22 protein-coding genes are annotated in these 20,059 nt (G+C 69.3%); 20 read left to right on the top strand and 2 right to left on the bottom strand.

Going from position 1 to position 20,059, the window contains the following annotated elements:
* Window positions 1–79: 79 nt before the first annotated feature.
* A complete protein-coding gene (gene rho, locus HDA32_RS22700) occupies window positions 80–2,098 on the top strand; it encodes a transcription termination factor Rho (protein ID WP_179645132.1) in 2,019 nt (672 codons plus the stop codon).
* A 72-nt stretch (window positions 2,099–2,170) separates the two neighbouring features.
* Here rho and HDA32_RS22695 read toward each other — a convergent pair whose 3' ends face one another.
* Entirely contained in the window at window positions 2,171–2,548 is a 378-nt protein-coding gene (locus tag HDA32_RS22695; protein ID WP_179645131.1) for a PIN domain-containing protein, read from the bottom strand.
* On the bottom strand, window positions 2,545–2,820 hold the full coding sequence (locus tag HDA32_RS22690) for a hypothetical protein (protein WP_179645130.1): 276 nt from the start codon (window positions 2,818–2,820) through the stop codon (window positions 2,545–2,547). The genes HDA32_RS22695 and HDA32_RS22690 overlap by 4 nt, the downstream gene beginning before the upstream one ends.
* A 283-nt stretch (window positions 2,821–3,103) precedes the next feature.
* Between HDA32_RS22690 and HDA32_RS22685 the strand changes: the two genes are divergently transcribed.
* The 19 genes from HDA32_RS22685 to HDA32_RS22595 all read left to right on the top strand — a co-directional run bounded on the left by HDA32_RS22685 (window position 3,104) and on the right by HDA32_RS22595 (window position 20,046).
* Window positions 3,104–4,882: an L-lactate permease gene (locus HDA32_RS22685; RefSeq protein WP_179645129.1), complete on the top strand. Its 1,779-nt coding sequence runs from the start codon at window positions 3,104–3,106 to the stop codon at window positions 4,880–4,882.
* A 51-nt stretch (window positions 4,883–4,933) separates the two neighbouring features.
* Entirely contained in the window at window positions 4,934–6,214 is a 1,281-nt protein-coding gene (locus HDA32_RS22680) for a serine hydrolase domain-containing protein (protein WP_179645128.1), read from the top strand.
* A 361-nt stretch (window positions 6,215–6,575) separates the two neighbouring features.
* A complete protein-coding gene (gene rpmE, locus HDA32_RS22675) occupies window positions 6,576–6,785 on the top strand; it encodes a 50S ribosomal protein L31 (RefSeq protein ID WP_179645127.1) in 210 nt (69 codons plus the stop codon).
* A 137-nt stretch (window positions 6,786–6,922) separates the two neighbouring features.
* Window positions 6,923–7,987 (top strand): peptide chain release factor 1, encoded by a 1,065-nt coding sequence (gene prfA / locus HDA32_RS22670; protein WP_179645126.1) that lies wholly within the window; start codon window positions 6,923–6,925, stop codon window positions 7,985–7,987.
* Window positions 7,987–8,847 carry a peptide chain release factor N(5)-glutamine methyltransferase gene (prmC, locus tag HDA32_RS22665; RefSeq protein WP_179645125.1) on the top strand — a complete coding sequence of 287 codons (861 nt, stop codon included), beginning with the start codon at window positions 7,987–7,989 and terminating at the stop codon, window positions 8,845–8,847. The genes prfA and prmC overlap by 1 nt, the downstream gene beginning before the upstream one ends.
* A 61-nt stretch (window positions 8,848–8,908) precedes the next feature.
* The gene (locus HDA32_RS22660) at window positions 8,909–9,712 is read left to right on the top strand and encodes an L-threonylcarbamoyladenylate synthase (protein WP_179645124.1); all 804 of its coding nucleotides are present in this window, start codon (window positions 8,909–8,911) and stop codon (window positions 9,710–9,712) included.
* A 159-nt stretch (window positions 9,713–9,871) separates the two neighbouring features.
* A complete protein-coding gene (locus HDA32_RS22655) occupies window positions 9,872–11,032 on the top strand; it encodes an MraY family glycosyltransferase (protein ID WP_179645123.1) in 1,161 nt (386 codons plus the stop codon).
* A 231-nt stretch (window positions 11,033–11,263) separates the two neighbouring features.
* Entirely contained in the window at window positions 11,264–11,689 is a 426-nt protein-coding gene (locus HDA32_RS22650; RefSeq protein WP_179645122.1) for a Cg1360 family ATP-synthase-associated protein, read from the top strand.
* 60 nt (window positions 11,690–11,749) lie between these two features.
* Window positions 11,750–11,965, top strand: coding sequence for an AtpZ/AtpI family protein (locus HDA32_RS22645; protein WP_179645121.1), 216 nt, complete (start codon window positions 11,750–11,752; stop codon window positions 11,963–11,965).
* A gap of 103 nt (window positions 11,966–12,068) precedes the next feature.
* Complete coding sequence (gene atpB, locus HDA32_RS22640; RefSeq protein WP_179645120.1) at window positions 12,069–12,932, top strand: F0F1 ATP synthase subunit A; 864 nt, start codon at window positions 12,069–12,071, stop codon at window positions 12,930–12,932.
* A gap of 96 nt (window positions 12,933–13,028) precedes the next feature.
* On the top strand, window positions 13,029–13,247 hold the full coding sequence (atpE, locus tag HDA32_RS22635; protein WP_179645119.1) for an ATP synthase F0 subunit C: 219 nt from the start codon (window positions 13,029–13,031) through the stop codon (window positions 13,245–13,247).
* 47 nt (window positions 13,248–13,294) lie between these two features.
* The gene (gene atpF, locus HDA32_RS22630; protein ID WP_179645118.1) at window positions 13,295–13,837 is read left to right on the top strand and encodes a F0F1 ATP synthase subunit B; all 543 of its coding nucleotides are present in this window, start codon (window positions 13,295–13,297) and stop codon (window positions 13,835–13,837) included.
* A complete protein-coding gene (locus HDA32_RS22625) occupies window positions 13,837–14,646 on the top strand; it encodes a F0F1 ATP synthase subunit delta (RefSeq protein WP_179645117.1) in 810 nt (269 codons plus the stop codon). The genes atpF and HDA32_RS22625 overlap by 1 nt, the downstream gene beginning before the upstream one ends.
* A 74-nt stretch (window positions 14,647–14,720) precedes the next feature.
* Window positions 14,721–16,364: a F0F1 ATP synthase subunit alpha gene (atpA, locus tag HDA32_RS22620; RefSeq protein WP_179646881.1), complete on the top strand. Its 1,644-nt coding sequence runs from the start codon at window positions 14,721–14,723 to the stop codon at window positions 16,362–16,364.
* Window positions 16,365–16,367: 3 nt separating this feature from the next.
* Complete coding sequence (locus HDA32_RS22615; RefSeq protein WP_179645116.1) at window positions 16,368–17,285, top strand: F0F1 ATP synthase subunit gamma; 918 nt, start codon at window positions 16,368–16,370, stop codon at window positions 17,283–17,285.
* Between the two features lie 5 nt (window positions 17,286–17,290).
* Complete coding sequence (gene atpD / locus HDA32_RS22610) at window positions 17,291–18,733, top strand: F0F1 ATP synthase subunit beta (protein ID WP_179645115.1); 1,443 nt, start codon at window positions 17,291–17,293, stop codon at window positions 18,731–18,733.
* 87 nt (window positions 18,734–18,820) lie between these two features.
* The gene (locus HDA32_RS22605; protein WP_179645114.1) at window positions 18,821–19,225 is read left to right on the top strand and encodes a F0F1 ATP synthase subunit epsilon; all 405 of its coding nucleotides are present in this window, start codon (window positions 18,821–18,823) and stop codon (window positions 19,223–19,225) included.
* 92 nt (window positions 19,226–19,317) lie between these two features.
* Window positions 19,318–19,743, top strand: coding sequence for a DUF2550 domain-containing protein (locus HDA32_RS22600; RefSeq protein WP_179646880.1), 426 nt, complete (start codon window positions 19,318–19,320; stop codon window positions 19,741–19,743).
* A gap of 9 nt (window positions 19,744–19,752) precedes the next feature.
* Window positions 19,753–20,046 carry an MTH1187 family thiamine-binding protein gene (locus HDA32_RS22595; protein ID WP_179645113.1) on the top strand — a complete coding sequence of 98 codons (294 nt, stop codon included), beginning with the start codon at window positions 19,753–19,755 and terminating at the stop codon, window positions 20,044–20,046.
* The last annotated feature ends 13 nt before the right edge of the window (window positions 20,047–20,059 follow it).

Below are 20,059 nucleotides of genomic sequence, written 5' to 3'. Positions count from 1 at the left end.
GGCCCCTGCCGGTTCGCACCACCGGGCTGGCCGATCAGGAAGATGACGGCCCCAGCCCGCTCCTTGGGAAGGACCCTTAGTGAGCGACACCACCGAACTCCACCCGGACGCGGCGGTCAGCACGCAGAACACGCCCGCGTCCAGTGGGGAAGCCGGCGACGCCACGCCCCCGGCCGGCAAGAGCGCGCCAACGCGGTCGCGGAGCCGCTCCGGCGGCACCGGGCTGTCCGCGCTGAAGCTCACCGAGCTCCAGCGCCTGGCGTCCGGTCTCGGTATCACGGGCACGGGGCGCATGCGCAAGAGCGACATCATCGCAGCCATCGAAGCCAAGCAGGGCGGCCCCGTCGATGCGCCGCAGGCCGCGAAATCGGCGAAGAACACCGAGAACGCGGGCGCAGGCGGTAAGGTCGACGCCACCGACGGTGCGCCCTCGGGGCGCCGTTCCAAGAAGTCCTCCGCCAAGGAGGGCGAGAGCGGCGAGACCCCGGCACCGGCCGAGACTTCCGCGGTCGCCAAGGAGAGCACCGCGGACACGGCCGAGCGCCCGGACAAGCCCGCACGCAGCCGTCGGTCGTCCCGCAGGCGTGGGGACGAGACCGGCGACCAGCAGGCGCCGGCCGACGGCACCGATTCCTCTACCTCCGCGAGCAGCGTGACCAAGACATCCAACACCTCCCAGACCAACGGCTCCGACCAGCAGTCACAGGGTGGCCAGGGCGGCCGCGAGCGCCAGCGCAACCGGCGCAACCGCGACGACCGCCGCGCCAACCGTGATGACGGCGGCGGCTCCGACCAGCAGTCGCAGAGCGGCAACCAGCAGGGCGGCGGCCGCGGCGACAACCGGGGCGACAACGACGACGACTTCGGCGGCGGCGGCCGTCGCCGCGGTCGCCGCAGGGACCGCCGCGACCGCCGCGGTGGCCGCGACCGCCAGGACACCGAGCCGGTGATCAGCGAGGACGACGTCCTGCTGCCGGTCGCGGGCATCCTGGACATCCTCGACAACTACGCCTTCGTGCGCACCACCGGCTACCTGCCCGGCGCCAACGACGTCTACGTCTCCCTGGCCCAGGTGCGCAAGAACGGACTCCGCAAGGGCGACGCCATCACCGGTGCGGTCCGCCAGCCGCGTGAGGGCGAGCGCCGCGAGAAGTTCAACGCGCTGGTGCGCCTGGACACCATCAACGGCATGGCGCCCGACCAGGCGCGCAACCGCTCGGAGTTCTCCAAGCTGGTTCCGCTCTACCCGCAGGAGCGGCTGCGGCTGGAGTCCGAGCCCAACATCCTGACGACCCGCATCATCGACCTCATCTCGCCCATCGGCAAGGGGCAGCGCGGCCTGATCGTCTCGCCGCCCAAGGCCGGCAAGACGATGGTGCTGCAGTCGATCGCCAACGCGATCACCGAGAACAACCCCGAGTGCCACCTCATGGTCGTCCTCGTCGACGAGCGGCCCGAAGAGGTCACCGACATGCAGCGCACGGTCAAGGGCGAGGTCATCAACTCGACCTTCGACCGTCCGGCGGAGGACCACACGACCGTCGCCGAGCTCGCCATCGAGCGCGCGAAGCGGCTGGTCGAGATGGGTCTGGACGTCGTGGTGCTGCTCGACTCCATCACCCGGCTGGGCCGCGCCTACAACCTCGCCGCCCCGGCGAGCGGGCGCATCCTGTCCGGTGGTGTCGACTCCACCGCGCTGTACCCGCCCAAGCGCTTCTTCGGCGCCGCCCGCAACATCGAGAACGGCGGCTCCCTGACCATCCTGGCCACCGCGCTGGTCGAGACCGGCTCGCGCATGGACGAGGTGATCTTCGAGGAGTTCAAGGGCACCGGCAACATGGAGCTCAAGCTCAACCGGGGCCTGGCCGACAAGCGGATCTTCCCCGCGGTCGACGTCGACGCCTCCAGCACCCGCAAGGAGGAGATCCTGATGTCGAGCGAGGAGCTCAACATCATCTGGAAGCTCCGCCGGGTGCTGCACGCCCTCGACACCCAGCAGGCGCTGGAGCTGCTCTTGGAGAAGATGAAGGACACCAAGAGCAACGCCGAGTTCCTGCTCCAGGTCCAGAAGACCACAGTGGGCCCGAACGAGCACTGATCCGGGTTAGGATCAAGAAGCGGCCCTCCCCAGTATTGGTGGGGAGGGCCGCTTCGGCTTTCGGGGAGGGCTTCAGACCTCTCGGATCACCATCTCCGGGTAGAGCTTGCGGAGATCACCGGGGTCGGAGGTGAGGACCGGCCACCGGGTGTCCCGGGCGAGCAGGCTGACATGGGCGTCGACGACATCGGAGGTTCCGCTCAACCTCAGTGCCCGCCCGATCCGCCGTCCCATCTTCCAGTCGAGGGGCAGCACCTCGGTGGTCCGGAGCTTCAGCAGTGAGTTGACCGGAGCCTGTTCCGGAGTGTCCCGCCACACCTGGCCCAGGACCGCAGCCGAAATCAACAGCGGTTCGTCGCGCTCCCGCGCCCGGTCGAGCACGCCGAGAACGAAGTCCTTGCGTCGTTCCAGGGCGATGAGTGCTCCGGCATCGAGAATGTATCCGATCATGCGGCATCCGCCTGGGAGTTCTCGGAGTCGAGCCGCCGCTCCAACTCGTCCACCTCAGCGAAGAAGCCGTCCAGCTCGGCCTCCACCTCTGGAGAGCGGTTCGCCTTGGACTCCGCGATCATCTCCATCCAGAGCCGATCGCCTCGCTGCTCGTCCAGGCGGCGCTCCAGCAGTTCGGCCACCCAGTTGGAGACCGGCTCGTCGCCGGCCGCCTCCTTGACTCTTTCCATGAGTTCCTCCGGAAGACTGATGGTGAGCCGCTTGATCGCCATAGGTCCATCATAAACGTGTATGACGAGAGTCGTCGGACCCCACGGCGTGTTCGCGGCCTTGCAGAGAACAACATAGCGGTGACTCGCAGGTAACGCGCGGTGATGTCGACATCCGGGGCGGCAAAGGTGGTGAAAGCCGGAACCATCGGTCATTGCGGTCGGAGTCCCGAATCCGCGTTTCGGGTGGTCTGTGCCTTGAATCACATTTGGGTCTTTACTTCTCCGCAGAACCGGGCTTATCGTCCTGCCATCCGGTCACCCCTTACCCCGGGAGTGCAGCGCATTGGACAACCTCGCCGTGCTCAGCCTGCTGGCCCTGGCTCCGATCCTGACCGTGGGAGTACTGCTCGTGGGCCTGAGATGGCCGGCGAAGTACGCCATGCCCATCGGTTACCTCGTCGTGGTGGCCGTGGCCGTCTGGGGCTGGCAGGTGGAGTGGACCGCCGTCGCCGCCTCCACCGTGCAGGGCCTGATCCTGGCCGTCGGCCTGCTCTACATCATCTTCGGCGCGCTGCTGCTGCTGGCCACGCTCACCAAGAGCGGCGCCATCCAGACCATCCGGGCCACCTTCACCGGCATCAGCCCCGACCGCCGGGTCCAGGCGGTCATCATCGGCTGGCTGTTCGGCAGCTTCATCGAGGGCGCCTCAGGCTTCGGCACCCCCGCCGCCGTCGTCGCCCCGCTGCTGCTGGCACTGGGCTTCCCGGCCATGGCCGCCGTACTGGTCGGACTGATCATCCAGAGCACGCCCGTCAGCTTCGGGGCGGTCGGCACGCCCATCCTGGTCGGCGTGGACGGCGGGCTCGGCGACTCCCCCGCCGTCGCGGCCAGGGCCGCGGAACTGGGGATCACGGTCCCGGAGTACGTGTCGGGGATCGGCCTGCAGACGGCGGTCCTGCACGCCATCACCGGGACGCTGATCCCGGTGTTCCTGTGCTGCATGCTGTGCGGCTTCTACGGCGAGCGCCGCAGGTTCGCCGACGGTCTGGCGATCTGGCCGTTCGCGCTGTTCTCCGGCCTCGCCCTGACCATTCCCTCGGTACTGTTCAACGCCTTCCTCGGCGTGGAGTTCACCTCGCTGCTGGGCGGCCTGACCGGCCTGCTCATCGTGGTGGCCGCGGCCCGGCGCGGATTCCTGATGCCCAAGACCCCGTGGGACTTCCCGCCGCGCGAGAACTGGCTGGACCGCTGGAGCGGCCGGCTCCAGCCCGGCGACGGCGACGTCGACGTGGCCGAGGACCGCCGCATCGGCCTGCTGCGGGCGTGGTCGCCCTACCTGCTGGTCGCCGCGATCCTGGTGGCGACCAGGATGATCCCGCCGCTGACGGAGACGCTCGCCTCGGTGGAGGTGGGCGCCACGGAGCTCTTCGGCACCTCGATCGGCGAGGCGGTGCAGCCGCTGTACTCGCCCGGCGGCGTGTTCATCCTCGTCTGCCTCATCACCTACGCGCTGCACCGGATGAGCGGGCGGCAGATCGCCGCCTCCTGGAAGATGGCCGGCGGCCAGATCGCCGGAGCCGCCGTCGCCCTGCTGTTCGCCGTCCCCCTGGTGCGGGTCTTCATCAACAGCGGCGCGGAGTTCGGCGGCACCGACATGGCGAGCATGCCGCTGACCCTGGCCGAGGGGGCCGCCACCGTCGCCGGCGGCACGTGGCCGGTGTTCGCGCCGTGGATCGGTGCGCTCGGCGCGTTCGTGGCGGGCAGCAACACCGTGTCCAACCTGATGTTCTCGCTGTTCCAGTTCTCCACCGGCGCCCAGATCGGGGTGGCGCCGGAGACCGTCGTGGCCGCGCAGGCCGTCGGGGGCGCCGCGGGCAACATGATCACCGTCCACAACGTCGTGGCCGCCTCGGCGGTCGTCGGGCTGGTTGGCCGCGAAGGCGACCTCATCCGCCAAACCGTGATTCCGCTCACCTACTACCTGGTCATGGCCGGGTCGCTGGCGTACCTGTTCAGCTACGGGATCGGTGTCAATCTGGGCACTGTACTGCTCCTTCTCCTCATCGCGGTGCTCGCCGGCGCCTTCGTGCGGATGCGCAGGGGAGCCGCCGCCGCACGGTGACCCCGGTGCGTTGGTCGCCGAGACCCCGGAGCCGTGGTGAGATTTCCTCCGATGAGGACGAGACGATGGGCCGCCTACGCCGGGGTGGCGGCGGTGGCGGCGGGCGCGACCTTCCTCGCTCAGGCGGTGCCGGACCTGGTGTCCGGCGACCGCGCCGGCGAAGCGCCCGCGGAGGCGGCGTCGCAGGACGACGCGGGCCCGCCCGCGCCGCGGCTGTCCGCCCAAGAGCGCATCAGCCTGCAGCAGGCGCTGAACGACGTCGTCACGGCCGGCTCCAGTGGAGCGGTCGCGGAACTGGTGGTGACCAACCCTTCGGGCTCCGACTCCTGGAACGGGGTCGCCGGGGTGGCCGAGCGCGCCACCGGCGCGCCGGTCGACCCCCGCGCGCACTTCCGGATCGCCAGCCTGTCCAAGCCGTTCGTCGCCGCCGTCCTGCTGCAACTCGTCGGTGAGGGCAGGGCCGGCCTCGACGACACGGTGGAGCGGCACCTGCCCGGCCTGGTGGCCGGCGGGGACGAGGTCACGCTGCGCATGCTGATGAGCCACACCAGCGGCCTGTTCAGCTACAACCGGGCGATGCCCAGCGTGCTCGACGACCCCCACCGGACGTGGCGCCCTGAGGAGCTCGTCGAGATCGCCGGCGAGCACGACCCGGTGTTCGCCCCCGGCACCGACGTCGCCTACTCCAACACCAACTACGTGCTGGTGGCGATGGTGATCGAGAAGATCACCGGCCGTCCCTACACCGAGGAGGTCACCGAGCGGATCATCGAGCCGCTGGGACTGGCCGGCACCTCCCTCCCCGGCGACTCCGCCATGCCCGAACCGGCGATGCACGCCTACCTGGCGGTGCGGCCGTGGCCGGGCGCCGATCCCGAGCCGACCGAGATCACCGAGTTCAACCCCACGCGCTGGTACGGCACCGCGCAGGTCGTCTCCACGGTCACCGACATCAACCGGTTCTACGGCGCGCTGCTGGGCGGCGAGGTGCTGGACGCCCCGATGCTGGAGGAGATGCTGACCGTCCAGGCCACCGACGACCAGGGCATCGGCTTCGGGCTCGGCCCCAAGCAGCACGTGCTGTCCTGCGGGGTCGATGTGTGGATGCACTCGGGCAACATCCCCGGCTACCGCAACTGGACCGTGCACAGCGAGGACCGGCACTTCACCATGTTCCAGGCGCGCTACACCGAGGATCCCGACCCTCCGGCCTGGGACATCATCGAGACGGCGCTGTGCCCGGCCGAGACCGCCTCCGGAGCCGATCCGCGGCCCGGCGACCACCCGAGCGAGCCGGTCACCGGCCCCGAACAGGACAAGGGCGGGTCCTAGGTGTGTTGTTTCGGGAATTGTTTCCAGGTCTTGGCCGGGCCCGTGGTGACCTGATGAGGCTGTTGTCAGGCGCCGGCGCGCTGACGGCGGCCTCCCAGGTCATGCGGTGGTGCACGGAGGACCGCGGCCACAGCCTCCCGACTCCCACCGACCTCTCCGAACAACACATCTAGATCGCACTCCCCGGGCTCCGGGCACCCCCGGCGGGACGGGTGGGAATAGTCGCTGGACGATTGCGGTTTGAAGGTCTGGCAAACTGGTATATCGACCGCCGCGGTACCGGTTCGCGCATGTCCGCGTCGAGGAACGACCCGTTCACGACCGCGTGCGTCCGGCGACCGCCCCTAGCGAGGAGATCCACGTGCAAGCCGACATTCACCCTGACTACGTTGTCACCCAGGTGACCTGCGCCTGCGGCAACAACTTCACCACCCGAAGCACCGCCACCAGCGGCGTCATCCGCGCCGACCTCTGCTCCGCCTGCCACCCGTTCTACACCGGCAAGCAGAAGATCCTGGACACCGGCGGCCGGGTCGCCCGCTTCGAGAAGCGCTTCGGCAAGCGCAGGTAGCGTCAGCCGCCGGCGGCGCCGGCGCACCGTGCCACGGGCACGTGCGCCGGCGCCGCGGCACCGCGACGCCGCGCCCGCGGTCTTCGACATCCGGGCGCGCACACCGACGCACCGACGCTTTCGATGGGGACGAAGAAGTGAAGCTGGACGACCTCCTTGGCGAGTACTACGAGCTGGAGCAGCAGCTCGCGGATCCCGCTGTACACGCCGACCAGTCCCAGGCGCGCAGACTGGGGCGGCGCTATTCCCAGCTCACCCCCGTCATCGCGTCCTACCGCGAGCTCCAGCAGGTCGAGAGCGACATCGAGGCCGCCAACGAGCTCGCCGCCGAGGACCCGGCCTTCGCCGACGAGGCCAAGGAGCTCACCGCGCAGCGGGAGGAGCTCACCGAACGGCTGCGCCGCCTGCTGATCCCGCGCGACCCCAATGACGACAAGGACGTCATCCTGGAGGTCAAGGCCGGCGAGGGCGGCGAGGAGTCCGCGCTGTTCGCCGGCGACCTGGTCCGCATGTACCTGCGCTACGCCGAGCGCCAGGGCTGGAAGACCGAGGTCATCGACGCCACCTACTCCGACCTCGGCGGGTACAAGGACATCACGGTCGCGGTCAAGACCAAGGGCGGCGCCGAGCCCGGCCAGGGCGTGTGGACCCAGTTGAAGTTCGAGGGCGGCGTGCACCGCGTCCAGCGCGTGCCGGTCACCGAATCGCAGGGCCGCATCCACACCTCGGCCGCCGGCGTGCTGGTCGTCCCCGAGGCCGAGGAGATCGACGTCGAGATCAGCGACAACGACCTGCGCGTCGACGTCTACCGCTCCTCCGGTCCCGGCGGCCAGAGCGTCAACACCACCGACTCCGCCGTGCGCATCACCCACCTGCCCACCGGCATCGTCGTCTCCTGCCAGAACGAGAAGAGCCAGCTCCAGAACAAGGAGCAGGCGCTGCGCGTGCTGCGGGCCCGGCTGCTGGCCGAGGCGCAGGCCACGGCCGACGCCGAGGCCGAGGCCGAGCGCAAGAGCCAGGTGCGCACCGTCGACCGCTCCGAGCGCGTGCGGACCTACAACTTCCCCGAGAACCGCATCTCGGACCACCGGGTCGGCTACAAGGCCTACAACCTCGATCACGTCCTCGACGGCGACCTGAGCGGCGTGCTGCAGGCCCTCATCGACGCCGACACCAAGGAGAGGCTGGAACAGGCCCGGTAATGAACTTCCTGCTCGACGAGGTGGCGCGGGCGACGCTGCGGCTGGCCGAAGCCGGGGTCGCCTCGCCCCGCACGGACGCCGAGGAACTCGCGGCGTTCGTGCACGGCGTTCGCCGAGCAGAGCTGCACAACGTCGCCGACGGCGACTTCGACGCCCTGTACTGGGAGTGCGTCGCCCGCCGCGCCGCGCGCGAACCGCTGCAGCACATCACCGGCCGCGCCTACTTCCGCTACCTGGAGCTCCAGGTCGGCCCCGGCGTCTTCGTGCCGCGCCCCGAGACCGAGATCATGGTCGGCTGGGCGATCGACACGCTGCGCGCCATGGACGTGGCCGACCCGCTCGTGGTGGACCTCGGCACCGGCTCGGGGGCCATCGCGATCTCCATCGCCCAAGAGGTGCCGCGCTCCCGCGTGCACGCGGTCGATCTCGACCCGGAGGCGCTGATCTGGGCCAAGCGCAACATCGAGGCCAGCGGGCACGCCGACCGCCTCACGGCGCACCAGGGGGACATGCGCGAGTGCCCGCGCGAGCTCGACGGCCGGGTCGACCTGCTCATCAGCAACCCGCCCTACGTCCCCACCGAGGGCGCCCACGACATCCCGCCCGAAGTGCGCGACTACGATCCGGCGCCGGCGCTGTGGTCCGGGGCCGACGGCCTCGACATGATCCGCGACCTGGAGCGCGTCGGGCGGAGGCTGCTGCGCCCCGGCGGGTCCATGGCCGTCGAGCACGGCGACGACCAGGGGATCGACATCCCCCGCTTGTTCCCCGAGGAGCTCGGCTGGATCGACGTGCGCAACCGCAAGGACCTGGCGCGCAGGGACCGGTTCGTGGTCATGCGCAGACAGGACGCCTCGTGAGCGCCGCACCGCGCCGCTGACCGGGCATCCACGCAACGCCTGACGAGAAGGGTGGGCTCACGTGAGCCGCAGTTACGACTGTGCCGATGACGCCGAACGCCAGAGCGGCATCGCCGACGCCGCCTCGACCGTTCGCCGCGGCGAACTGGTGGTGCTGCCGACCGACACGGTCTACGGCATCGGCGCCGACGCCTTCAGCCCCAGCGCGGTCGCCGGGCTGCTGAAGGCCAAGGGACGCGGCCGGGACATGCCGCCGCCGGTGCTGATCGGCTCCGTGCGCGCGGCCCACGCGCTCATCGACGACCTCGGCACGCGCGGCCAGGACCTGATCGAGGAGTTCTGGCCCGGCCCGCTGACGATCGTGTGCACGGCCACGCCGAGCCTGTCCTGGGACCTCGGCGACACCAAGGGCACCGTCGCGGTGCGGATGCCGATGCACCCGGTCGCGCTGGAGCTGCTCAAGGAGGTCGGCCCGATGGCGGTCAGCAGCGCCAACCTCTCCGGGCGGCCCGCGGCGGCCACGGCGGCCGAGGCAGCCGACCAGCTCGGCGACAGCGTCGGGGTCTACCTCGACGGCGGCCCCTGCGCCGACGACGTCCCTTCGACCATCGTGGACCTCACCTACGCGGTCCCGCGGGTGCTGCGGGCCGGGGCGGTCCCGATCGAGCGGCTGCGTGCGGTGTGCGGCACGGTGATCGGCGAGGTCAAGAAGCGCTCCGAGGCGGAGGAGCAGCCCGAGGCGGAGGCTCCGGCGCGGGACGGCGCGGCGGGGGAGGAGCCGCGGGAGGACGCGTCCGCGCAAGCCGCGGCGCCCCCGGCGGACGAGGCGTCCCCGACCGACGAGAAGGGCGACCAGGCGCGTTGACGACGCCCCGTTCGGCACCGTGCGAATCGGCGACGGGAATTCGCCGAACGCGCGGAAAAGGGCGCCGAGTAGTGCTAGCGTCGATTGCATTCGCAGATCCACTCCGCGCCGTCCGATCGATGCGGCGCGGCAGCCACATGGAAGGCTCCTGGACAAGCCGTGCGTGAGTACGCGCTGACCTTCATCATCGCCGTGGCGGTCACCCACCTGCTGACCCCGTTCGTCCGGCGTGCCGCGATCGCGTTCGGCGCGACCCCGCCGGTCCGCGACCGGGACGTGCACACCGAACCCATCCCGCGCCTGGGCGGCGTGGCGATGTACGGCGGGTTCGCCGCGGCCCTGCTGATCTCGGCGCAGCTTCCGCACCTGCAGGAGGTCTTCCTCGGCCCCACCTGGCGCGGCCTGCTGATGGCCGGCGGGGTGATCACGGTCGTCGGGATCGTCGACGACCGCTGGGGCATGGACCCGATCAGCAAGCTGGCCGGGCAGATCGCCGCCGCAGGGATCCTGGTCTGGCAGGGGGTGCAGCTCCTGTGGCTGCCGCTGCCCAACACCACGCTGATCCTGGGTCAGGAGCTGGGCACGGTCCTTTCGGTGCTGCTGATCGTGGTGACCATCAACGCGGTCAACTTCGCCGACGGCCTGGACGGGCTGGCCGCGGGGATCGTGGCCATCTCGGCGTTCGCGTTCTTCGCCTACTACTACGTGGTGGCGGTGGACAAAGGCTTCGACCGCCAGTCCTACCCGGCGATGATCGCCATCATCCTGGCCGGGGTCTGCGTGGGGTTCCTGCTGCACAACTTCAACCCGGCCAGGGTCTTCATGGGCGACACCGGGTCGATGCTGATCGGCCTGCTGCTCGCCTCGATCACCATCACGGTCACCGGCCAGTTCGACGCCAACGCCTCCCGCGAGTTCAACGCCGGCGGCCTGGTGGTCTTCCTGCCGATCATGCTGCCGCTGCTGGTGCTGGCGCTGCCGCTGGCCGACCTCGTGCTCGCGGTGGTGCGGCGCACCCTCGCCGGCAAGTCGCCGTTCGCCCCGGACAAGAAGCACCTGCACCACCGGCTGCTGGAGCTCGGCCACTCCCACGCCCGCGCCGTCCTGCTCATGTACCTGTGGGCGGCGATCATCGCGTTCGCCTCGGTCTCGCTCTCGGTCTTCAACGCGCCCTACATGGTGCTGGCCGTGACCACATTGGTAGCCATCTGTGCCGTCGGGCTGATCACGCTGCCCCGGCTGCGCCGCCGCCGCACGCGGGCCCGGGCCGCCGAGGCGGGCGTCACAGATGATCACACCTCTTCGGTGAATCCTGGGTGAACGATGTTCCGGTCGGCGCGGGAGGGGTGCCACGCGGAAGGCCGGAAACCGAGGGAAAGGCGAGGTCCACGCGGTGACTTATCCGACAGGGAAAGGGGGAACTCTCGCTGAACAGGGGATTCGTTAGCCGGTTGTGGTCTGCATAAGGACGCCCCCGAATCCGGGGCCGAAATCCTTGTGATAGCTTTCACGAGCAAGCACCCCACTGAACAGCCACCCCGGAGCATCTTCATGCAGGAACACGACGCCCGGATCCTTCTCGGCGCCGCGATTCCGACCGCCGTCGTCGGTGTGATCGCCGCGGTTGCGGCGTTCGCCCTGAAGGGCTCCGACGGGCTGATCGGCGCCATCGTCGGGACGCTGCTCGTCATCGCCTTCTTCGCCGTGTCCGCGCTGGTCCTGGCCTGGGTGGGCAAGAAGTGGCCGGAGCTCGTCCTCATGGCGAGCCTCGCCACCTACACGATCAAGGTCGTGGCGCTGGGCATCGTCCTCGTCCTCTTCGGGGGGACGACCGCCTTCGACGGGACGGCGTTCGCGCTGACCGCCGCCGCGTGCGTCGTCACCTGGCTCATCGGGCACTCCGTCGGGAGCATGAAGGTGCGGCGGCTCTACGTCGAACCCGCCACCGACGACGAGCGCGCGGAGGAGAGGACGTGAGTGCGCCCACGTGGGGTGACGCGCGAAGAGCATTCGCTTACTGCTATCTTCCGGAGCGAGATGAACGATCGTCCGGGCGACGGGTCCGAGAAGGAGCCGCGCGCCGATGGAATGACGGTCGTCTCGTACCTGCTGGGAGGCCTGGCCTTCTGGGGAGGCGTGGGCTGGTTGGCGGACTGGGCATTCGGGTTCACGACGCTCTTCCTGCCCATCGGCCTGATCCTGGGGCTGGTCGGCGCGATCTATCTGATCGTCACCCAGTACGGCCGGTCCTGACCGTCCGCCCCGGTAACACGTGGCACTCCGGAAGCCCCGGAACCGCCGCGGTACCGCTCTACAACATCGAGGATTGAGTTGCGTCACGACGAAAGGGTTCGCCGTGAGTGCTGACGTGCGCACTACGCTCGCCGCGGCGGGAGAAGGCTGCCAGGATCCGCACATTTTCAATGATTACGGATGCGGCTTCGAGGCCCCTACCACCAGCCTTTTCTTCCCCACGCCGTGGCTCGAGTTCGGCCTCCCCGCCACCTCGGGGATCACGAAGTACACGGCGCTGCTGGTGCTGTCGGTGCTCCTCGTGGCCGCCTTCTGGTTCTTCACCATGCGCAGGGCCAAGGTCGTCCCCGGTCGCGGGCAGAGCATCGCCGAGCTGCTGATCACGTTCGTCCGGGACCAGATGACCCGTCCGGGCATGGGCAAGAAGGGCGACAAGTACCTGCCCATGATGGTGGCCATCTTCCTGTTCATCCTGGTGATGAACGTGATGGGCATCATTCCGGGCGCCCAGCTCCCGGTCACCAGCAACCTGGCGTTCCCCGCGGTGCTGGCCATCAGCATGTACGTGCTGTGGAACTACATCGGAATCAGGGAACACGGGTTCGGCGGCCACGTCAAGGGCAAGCTGGTCCCCAGCGGCGCCCCCGTCTGGATCCTGCCGGTCCTGGTCCCGATCGAGTTCATCTCCAACTTCGTCTTCCGCCCCGTCACGCACGCGATCCGACTCTTCGCGACGATGTTCGCGGGCCACATGCTGCTCGCCGTCTTCGCCGCCGCCGGGTTCTACCTGTTCAACCCGGACGCCGGCGGGTTCCTCGGTGTCCTCTCGGTCGGCTACTCCGGGTTCGCCCTCCTGGGCTTCCTGGTCTTCACCGGCTTCGAGTTGTTCATCATGGGACTGCAGGCATACGTGTTCGTCCTACTGGCCTCCTTCTACATCGGTGAGGCCATCGAGGGTGCGCACTAGTCGCACCCCCTGACCCCAGTCCGGTAAATCCACGTCAGTTCGACGGCATATCGTGCCCGTCGGCGTGTTTTCAGATCAAGAAAAGGAATCATCACCATGGTCGGTACCCTCGCCACGATCGGCTACGGCCTCGCCTGCATCGGCCCCGGCATCGGTGTCGGTCTCATCTTCGGCAACGGCGTCCAGGCCATCGCCCGCCAGCCCGAGGCGCGCGGTGTCCTGCAGGGTCAGATGATCCTCGGCATGGCCGTCATTGAGGCTCTCGCCATTCTGGGCTTCGTCCTCGCGTTCATCCAGCAGAACCCGGCCGGCTGATTTCGGTCAACTGAGTCGTCGGTCAAGAGCGCGAAGGGATGCCGGCCATGATCATGGCAGCCGAATCAGAGAACATCCTGCGTATCCACTGGGATGAGTTCACTTTCGGTCTCATCGCCTTCCTCATCATCCTCGGCATCGTCGCCAAGATGTGGCCGAAGATGTCGCAGGCGCTCGACGAGCGTGCCAACCAGATCGAGGGTGGCATCGAGCGCGCCAGGAAGGCTGAGGCCGAGGCGGAGGAGATCCGCCAGCAGTACCGAGAGAAGCTCGAAGAGGCCCATCGCCAGTACTCCCAGGAGCTGGAGAAGGCCAAGGAGCAGCGCGCCGCCATCATCGCGGAGGCGCGCGAAGAGGCCCAGGTCGAGGCGCGCCGCATCGTCGAGGCGGCGCACGCCCAGATCGAGGCCGACCGCCAGCACGCCCTGCACCAGCTGCGCAGCGAGATCGGGACGCTCTCCAGCGACCTGGCCTCCCGCATCGTCGGTGAGACGCTCAGCGACAGCGCCGCGCAGAGCCGCGTCATCGACCGGTTCCTGACGGAGCTGGAGCAGAGCGAGGGCGTGCAGAGCCAGGCCGAGGTGCGCTGATGCGGGGTGTCAGCCGAGCTTCGCTGGAAGAGGTGACGCGGCGTCTCGACGCCGTCCTGGAATCGGCCAACGCCGCCACGCTGGGACACGAGCTCTTCGAGGTCGTGTCGCTCCTGGAGCAGGAGCACTCCCTGCGCCGGTGGCTGGCCGACCAGGCCAACCCCGCTGAGAGCAAGTCCGGGCTGATCGGCCACCTGCTGGAGTCGAAGGTGTCGCCGGCCACGATCATCGTGGTCAGCGACATCGTCCAGGCCAAGTGGTCCGGCACCCGCGACCTGGTCGACGCGGTCGAGCAGGCGGCCGTGTTCGCCACGGTCGCCGGCGTCGAGGGCGAGCAGCGCCTCGGCGAACTGGAGGACGAGCTCTTCCGGTTCGGCCGGATCGTCGCCGCCGAGCCCGGGCTGCGCTCGGCGCTCACCCGCGAGGGCGTCGCCGCCGAGCACAAGCGGACCCTGGTGGAGAACCTGCTGTCGGGCAAGGCCGGCTCGGCGACGCTCGCGCTGATCAGCCAGGTCGTGACCCGTCCCAGGGGACGTACCCTGGAGCAGGGGATCGACCACTTCGGTCGACTGGTGGCCGAGCGGGCCCAGCGCTACGTGGCCGTGGTCCGCACGGCCGTCCCGCTGAGCGGGGCTCAGCAGGAGCGGCTGCGCAACGTGCTCACCCAGGTCTACGGGCGGGCCATCCACCTGAACATCGAAGTCGCTCCGGAGATCGTGGGTGGCCTCTCCATCCGCGTAGGCGACGAGGTCATCGACGGCACCGTCGCCGGGCGAATCGCCGAGGTCCGGCGACGCCTGGCCGGTTGACGCGACGATTCACGCAACGCAAGACGCACGGCGCCGGGCAACGCGGCGCCTACGAGAGCAAGGACATACGTGAGATGGCGGAGCTGACGATCCGGCCGGAGGAAATCCGGGACGCGCTGCAGCGCTTCGTCCAGTCGTACGAGCCTGACGCCGCCGCACGCGAAGAGGTCGGGACCGTCACCTACTCCGGTGACGGCATCGCCCGCGTCGGTGGCCTTCCCTCGGCGATGGCGAACGAGCTGCTCGAATTCGAAGACGGCACGCTGGGCCTGGCCCAGAACCTCGAGGTCGGCGAGATCGGTGCCGTCGTCCTCGGTGAATTCACCGGCATCGAAGAGGGCCAGCCGGTGCGCCGCACCGGTCAGGTGCTCTCGGTTCCGGTGGGCGACGCCTACCTGGGCCGCGTGGTCGACCCCCTCGGCCGCGCGATCGACGGGCAGGGCGACATCGAGACCTCCCAGCGCCGCGAGCTCGAACTGCAGGCCCCCACCGTCATGCAGCGCCAGCCGGTCGGCGAGCCGATGCAGACCGGCATCAAGGCGATCGACTCGATGACCGCGATCGGCCGGGGCCAGCGCCAGCTGATCATCGGCGACCGGCAGACCGGCAAGACCGCGGTCTGCCTCGACACGATCATCAACCAGAAGACCAACTGGGAGTCCGGCGACCCCGACAAGCAGGTGCGCTGCATCTACGTCGCGGTGGGCCAGAAGGGCTCGACCATCGCGAGCGTGCGCGGCGCCCTCGAAGAGGCCGGCGCGATGGAGTACACCACCATCGTGGCCGCTCCCGCCTCCGACCCGGCCGGCTTCAAGTACCTCGCCCCCTACACCGGTTCGGCCATCGGCCAGCACTGGATGTACGAGGGCAAGCACGTCCTGGTCGTCTTCGACGACCTGTCGAAGCAGGCCGAGGCCTACCGTGCGGTGTCGCTGCTGCTGCGCCGTCCCCCGGGCCGCGAGGCCTACCCCGGTGACGTCTTCTACCTCCACTCCCGGCTGCTGGAGCGTTGCGCGAAGCTCTCCGACGAGATGGGCGGCGGGTCGATGACCGCCCTGCCGATCATCGAGACCAAGGCCGGCGACGTCTCGGCCTACATCCCGACCAACGTCATCTCCATCACCGACGGCCAGGTCTTCCTGGAGGCCGACCTGTTCAACCAGGGGCAGCGCCCGGCCATCAACGTCGGTGTGTCGGTGTCCCGTGTCGGCAGCGCCGCGCAGACCAAGGCGATGAAGAAGGTCTCGGGTACCCTGCGGCTGGGCCTGGCCCAGTACCGCGAACTGGAGGCGTTCGCCGCCTTCGGCTCCGACCTGGACGCGGTGTCCAAGGCGCAGCTAGAGCGCGGTGGGCGGCTCATGGAGCTGCTCAAGCAGGGCCAGTACTCCCCGTTCCCCATGGAGCAGGAGGTCGTCTCGATCTGGGCGGGCACCACCGGCCAGCTGGACGACGTGCCCGTCGAGGACGTCCGCCGCTTCGAGACCGACTTCCTGGACTACCTGGGCCGCGAGCACTCCAAGGTCCTCGACAACATCCGTGAGAGCGGCAAGTTCGAGGACGAGACCGCCGACACGCTCAAGGACGCCGTCACACAGTTCAAGCAGTCCTTCCAGACCAGCGCCGGCACCATCCTCGGCAACGAGGAGGAGGCCGAGGCGCTGGAGGAGGACCGGGTCGGCCAGGAAACCATCAAGGTCGCCAAGAGCGCCGGGAAGTAGCCCATGGGAGCACAGCTTCGCGTCTATCGCCGGAGGATCCGCTCGACCAAGTCGATGGCGAAGATCACCCGGGCGATGGAGCTCATCGCCACCACCCGCATCAGCAAGGCGCAGCGGGCGGTCGAGGCGGCTGGGCCCTATGCGCGGGAGATCACCCGGGCGGTCTCGGCCGTGGCCGGAAAGGTCACCGAGCACCCGCTGCTCACCGAGGCGGAGAGCCCCACTCGGGCCGCCGTCCTGGTGGTCACCAGCGACAAGGGCCTGGCGGGCGCCTTCACGACCAACGCCATCAAGGAGGCCGAGTCCCTGTCCGCGCTCCTGCGGGAGCAGGGCAAGGAGGTCCTCCTCTACGTCGTGGGCCGCAAGGGCGTCGCCTACTACCAGTTCCGTGACCGCGTCGTCGAGCAGGAGTGGACGGGCATCACCGAACGCCCGACCTACCTGCACGCCAAGGAGATCGGCACGGCCCTGATGGACCGGTTCAAGCAGGACACCGACGAGGGCGGGGTGGATGAGATCCACGTCGTCTCGACCGAGTTCGTCTCGATGCTGACGCAGCGGGCGGCCTCCCACCGGGCGCTGCCCCTGGAGGTCGAGGAGGTCGACGCCCAGCTCCTGGCCAAGGAGCAGGGCAGGCCCCTCCCGCTCTACGAGTTCGAGCCCTCGGCCGAGGAGGCGCTGGACCAGCTGCTTCCGCAGTACGTGACCACCCGGATCTATTTCGCGCTCCTGGAGTCGGCGGCCTCCCAATGGGCGTCGCGCCGCAACGCGATGAAGGCGGCCACCGACAACGCCGAGGAGCTTGTCAAGAACCTGACCCGCCAGGCCAACCAGGCCCGCCAGGCGGAGATCACCAACGAGATCAGCGAGATCGTCGGCGGTGCCGACGCGCTCGCTGCTGCCAGCGCGGGAAGTGAGTAAGAGAAGTGACTGCGACTGTTGAAGGGACGGCCGCGCCTGGCACGGCCACCGGGCGCATCGCCCGGGTCACCGGCCCCGTGGTCGACGTGGAGTTCCCCGCCGACACGCTGCCGGACATCTACAACGCCCTGCACACCGACGTGACGCTCGGCGGCGAGACCAAGACCCTGACGCTGGAGGTCGCTCAGCACCTCGGCGGCAACCTGATCCGCGCCATCAGCCTCGCGCCGCAGGACGGCATGGTCCGCGGCGCCGAGGTCCGCGACACCGGCGAACCGATCAGCGTCCCGGTGGGCGACGGCGTCAAGGGCCACGTGTTCAACACGCTGGGCGAGTCCATGGACGTGCCCAGCTCGGAGCTGAAGGTCACCGAGCGCTGGCCGATCCACCGCAAGGCCCCGGCCTTCGACCAGCTCGAGTCGAAGACCGAGATGATGGTGACCGGCATCAAGGTCATCGACCTGCTCACCCCGTACGTGCGCGGTGGCAAGATCGGCCTGTTCGGCGGCGCCGGCGTCGGCAAGACCGTGCTGATCCAGGAGATGATCACCCGCATCGCCCGCAACTTCGGCGGTGTCTCCGTCTTCGCGGGCGTGGGCGAGCGGACCCGTGAGGGCACCGACCTCTTCCTGGAGATGGACGAGATGGAGGTCCTCCAGGACACCGCTCTCGTCTTCGGCCAGATGGACGAGCCCCCGGGCACCCGTCTGCGGGTCGCGCTGTCGGCTCTGACCATGGCGGAGTACTTCCGCGATGTGCAGAACCAGGACGTGCTGCTGTTCATCGACAACATCTTCCGGTTCACCCAGGCCGGCCAGGAGGTCTCCACGCTGCTGGGCCGCATGCCCTCCGCGGTGGGCTACCAGCCGAACCTGGCCGACGAGATGGGTCAGCTCCAGGAGCGCATCACCTCGACCCGCGGCAACTCGATCACCTCGATGCAGGCGATCTACGTGCCCGCGGACGACTACACCGACCCGGCGCCGGCGACCACGTTCGCCCACCTGGACGCGACGACCGAGCTCTCCCGCCCGATCTCGCAGAAGGGCATCTACCCGGCGGTGGACCCGCTGGCGTCGACGTCGCGCATCCTCGACCCGCAGTACGTGGGCCAGGAGCACTACGACGTCGCCCAGCGCGTCATCGGCATCCTGCAGCGCAACAACGACCTGCAGGACCAGATCGCCATCCTCGGTATCGACGAGCTGTCCGAGGAGGACAAGATCATCGTCAACCGGGCGCGGCGCCTGGAGCGGTTCCTCTCGCAGAACATGTTCGTCGCCGAGAAGTTCACCGGCAACCCGGGCGTGTTCGTTCCGCTGGAGGAGACCATCTCCTCCTTCAAGGCGGTGTGCGACGGCGAGTACGACCACCTGCCCGAGCAGGCGTTCCTCGACGTCGGCAACATCGAGATGGCGGTCGAGAAGGCCAAGACGCTGCAGGGCTAGTCTTCGCTGAGACCGGGTGGCCGGCCCCGCCGCGGGGCCGGCGCCCGGTTTCGGGGATCGGGCCCGTTACCAGAGGAGTTCATGGCAGTGTCGAAGAAGCTTTTCGTCGAGATCGTCTCGCCCGAGCGCGAACTGTGGTCGGGCGAGGGCGACATGGTCATCGCCAAGACCGTCGACGGCGAGATCGGTATCCAGCCCGGGCACGTCCCGGTGCTCGCGCTGCTGGCGCCGGGCGCGGTCGTGCGGATCCTCGGCGGCAGGGAGAACGGGGAGGTCCGGGTGGCGGCGCACGGCGGCTTCGTCTCCGTCGCCGAGGACCGGATCTCGATCCTCGCCGAGATCGCCGAGCTGGCCGAGGACATCGACGTCCAGCGCGCCCGCGGCGTGCTGGAGGAGACCCTCGCCGCCGGCGCGACCATCGAGAACGAGGAGGACGTGCAGCGCCTGGCGCGTGCGCGCGGCCGGCTCCGGGCGGCCGGAGAGGCCGCCTAGGACGCACAGCGGACCGGGCGGGGGACGACAGCAGAGTGGGGGAGCATCTGAGCAGCGGCACCGGATTGCAGATCGCCGAATGGGTGTTCTTCATGCTGCTCGCCCTGATCCTGCTGGCCCTCATCGCCGTGACCGTGCGCCGGTTCGTCCTGGAGCGCGGGGGCGGCGCCGTCGAGTGCTACCTGCGCCCCGGCGCGGGCGGGCGGCGCCCCTGGCGCATCGGATGCGGGCGCTACGGCACGGAGGAACTGCGCTGGTACCGCATCTTCTCCCTGTGGCCGCGGCCGACAGCAGAGCTGTCGCGCCGCGGTCTCGTCGTTATGGGGCGGCGTGCTCCGGCGGGTGACGACCTCAGGGAGCTCACCGGCGACCTCATTGTGGTCGAGGTGGGATGGCTCGCCGCGGACGGCTCCGACCCCAAGGAACCGGTCTACGAGCTGGCCATGAGCGAGGGCGCGCTGACCGGATTCCTGTCGTGGCTGGAGTCGATGCCGCCGGGAACCCACTGGCCGTCGTAGGCTTTTCCCATGATCGTTGCATTCTCAGTGAGTCCAGAGGGCAAGGGCGAATCCGTCGCACCGGCCGTGGCCCGGGCCGTGCGCGTCGTGCGGGAGAGCGGGCTGCCCAACCGCACCGACGCGATGTTCACCAGCGTCGAGGGCGAGTGGGACGAGGTCATGGCCGTCGTCAAGCGCGCCGTCGAGGCCGCGGGCGAGGGCGCCTCGCGGGTCGGCCTGGTGCTGAAGGCCGATATCCGCGAAGGGATGACCGACGGCCTCACCCGCAAGGTCGAAGCCGTCGAACGCGAATTGGGCGGCTGAGGCCGCGTCCGGC

This window comes from Spinactinospora alkalitolerans (genome assembly GCF_013408795.1).
Classification (GTDB): Bacteria; Actinomycetota; Actinomycetes; order Streptosporangiales; family Streptosporangiaceae; genus Spinactinospora; species Spinactinospora alkalitolerans.
The sequence above is the reverse complement of the archived record's forward strand: the minus strand, read 5'-3'. Positions and strand labels throughout refer to the sequence as shown.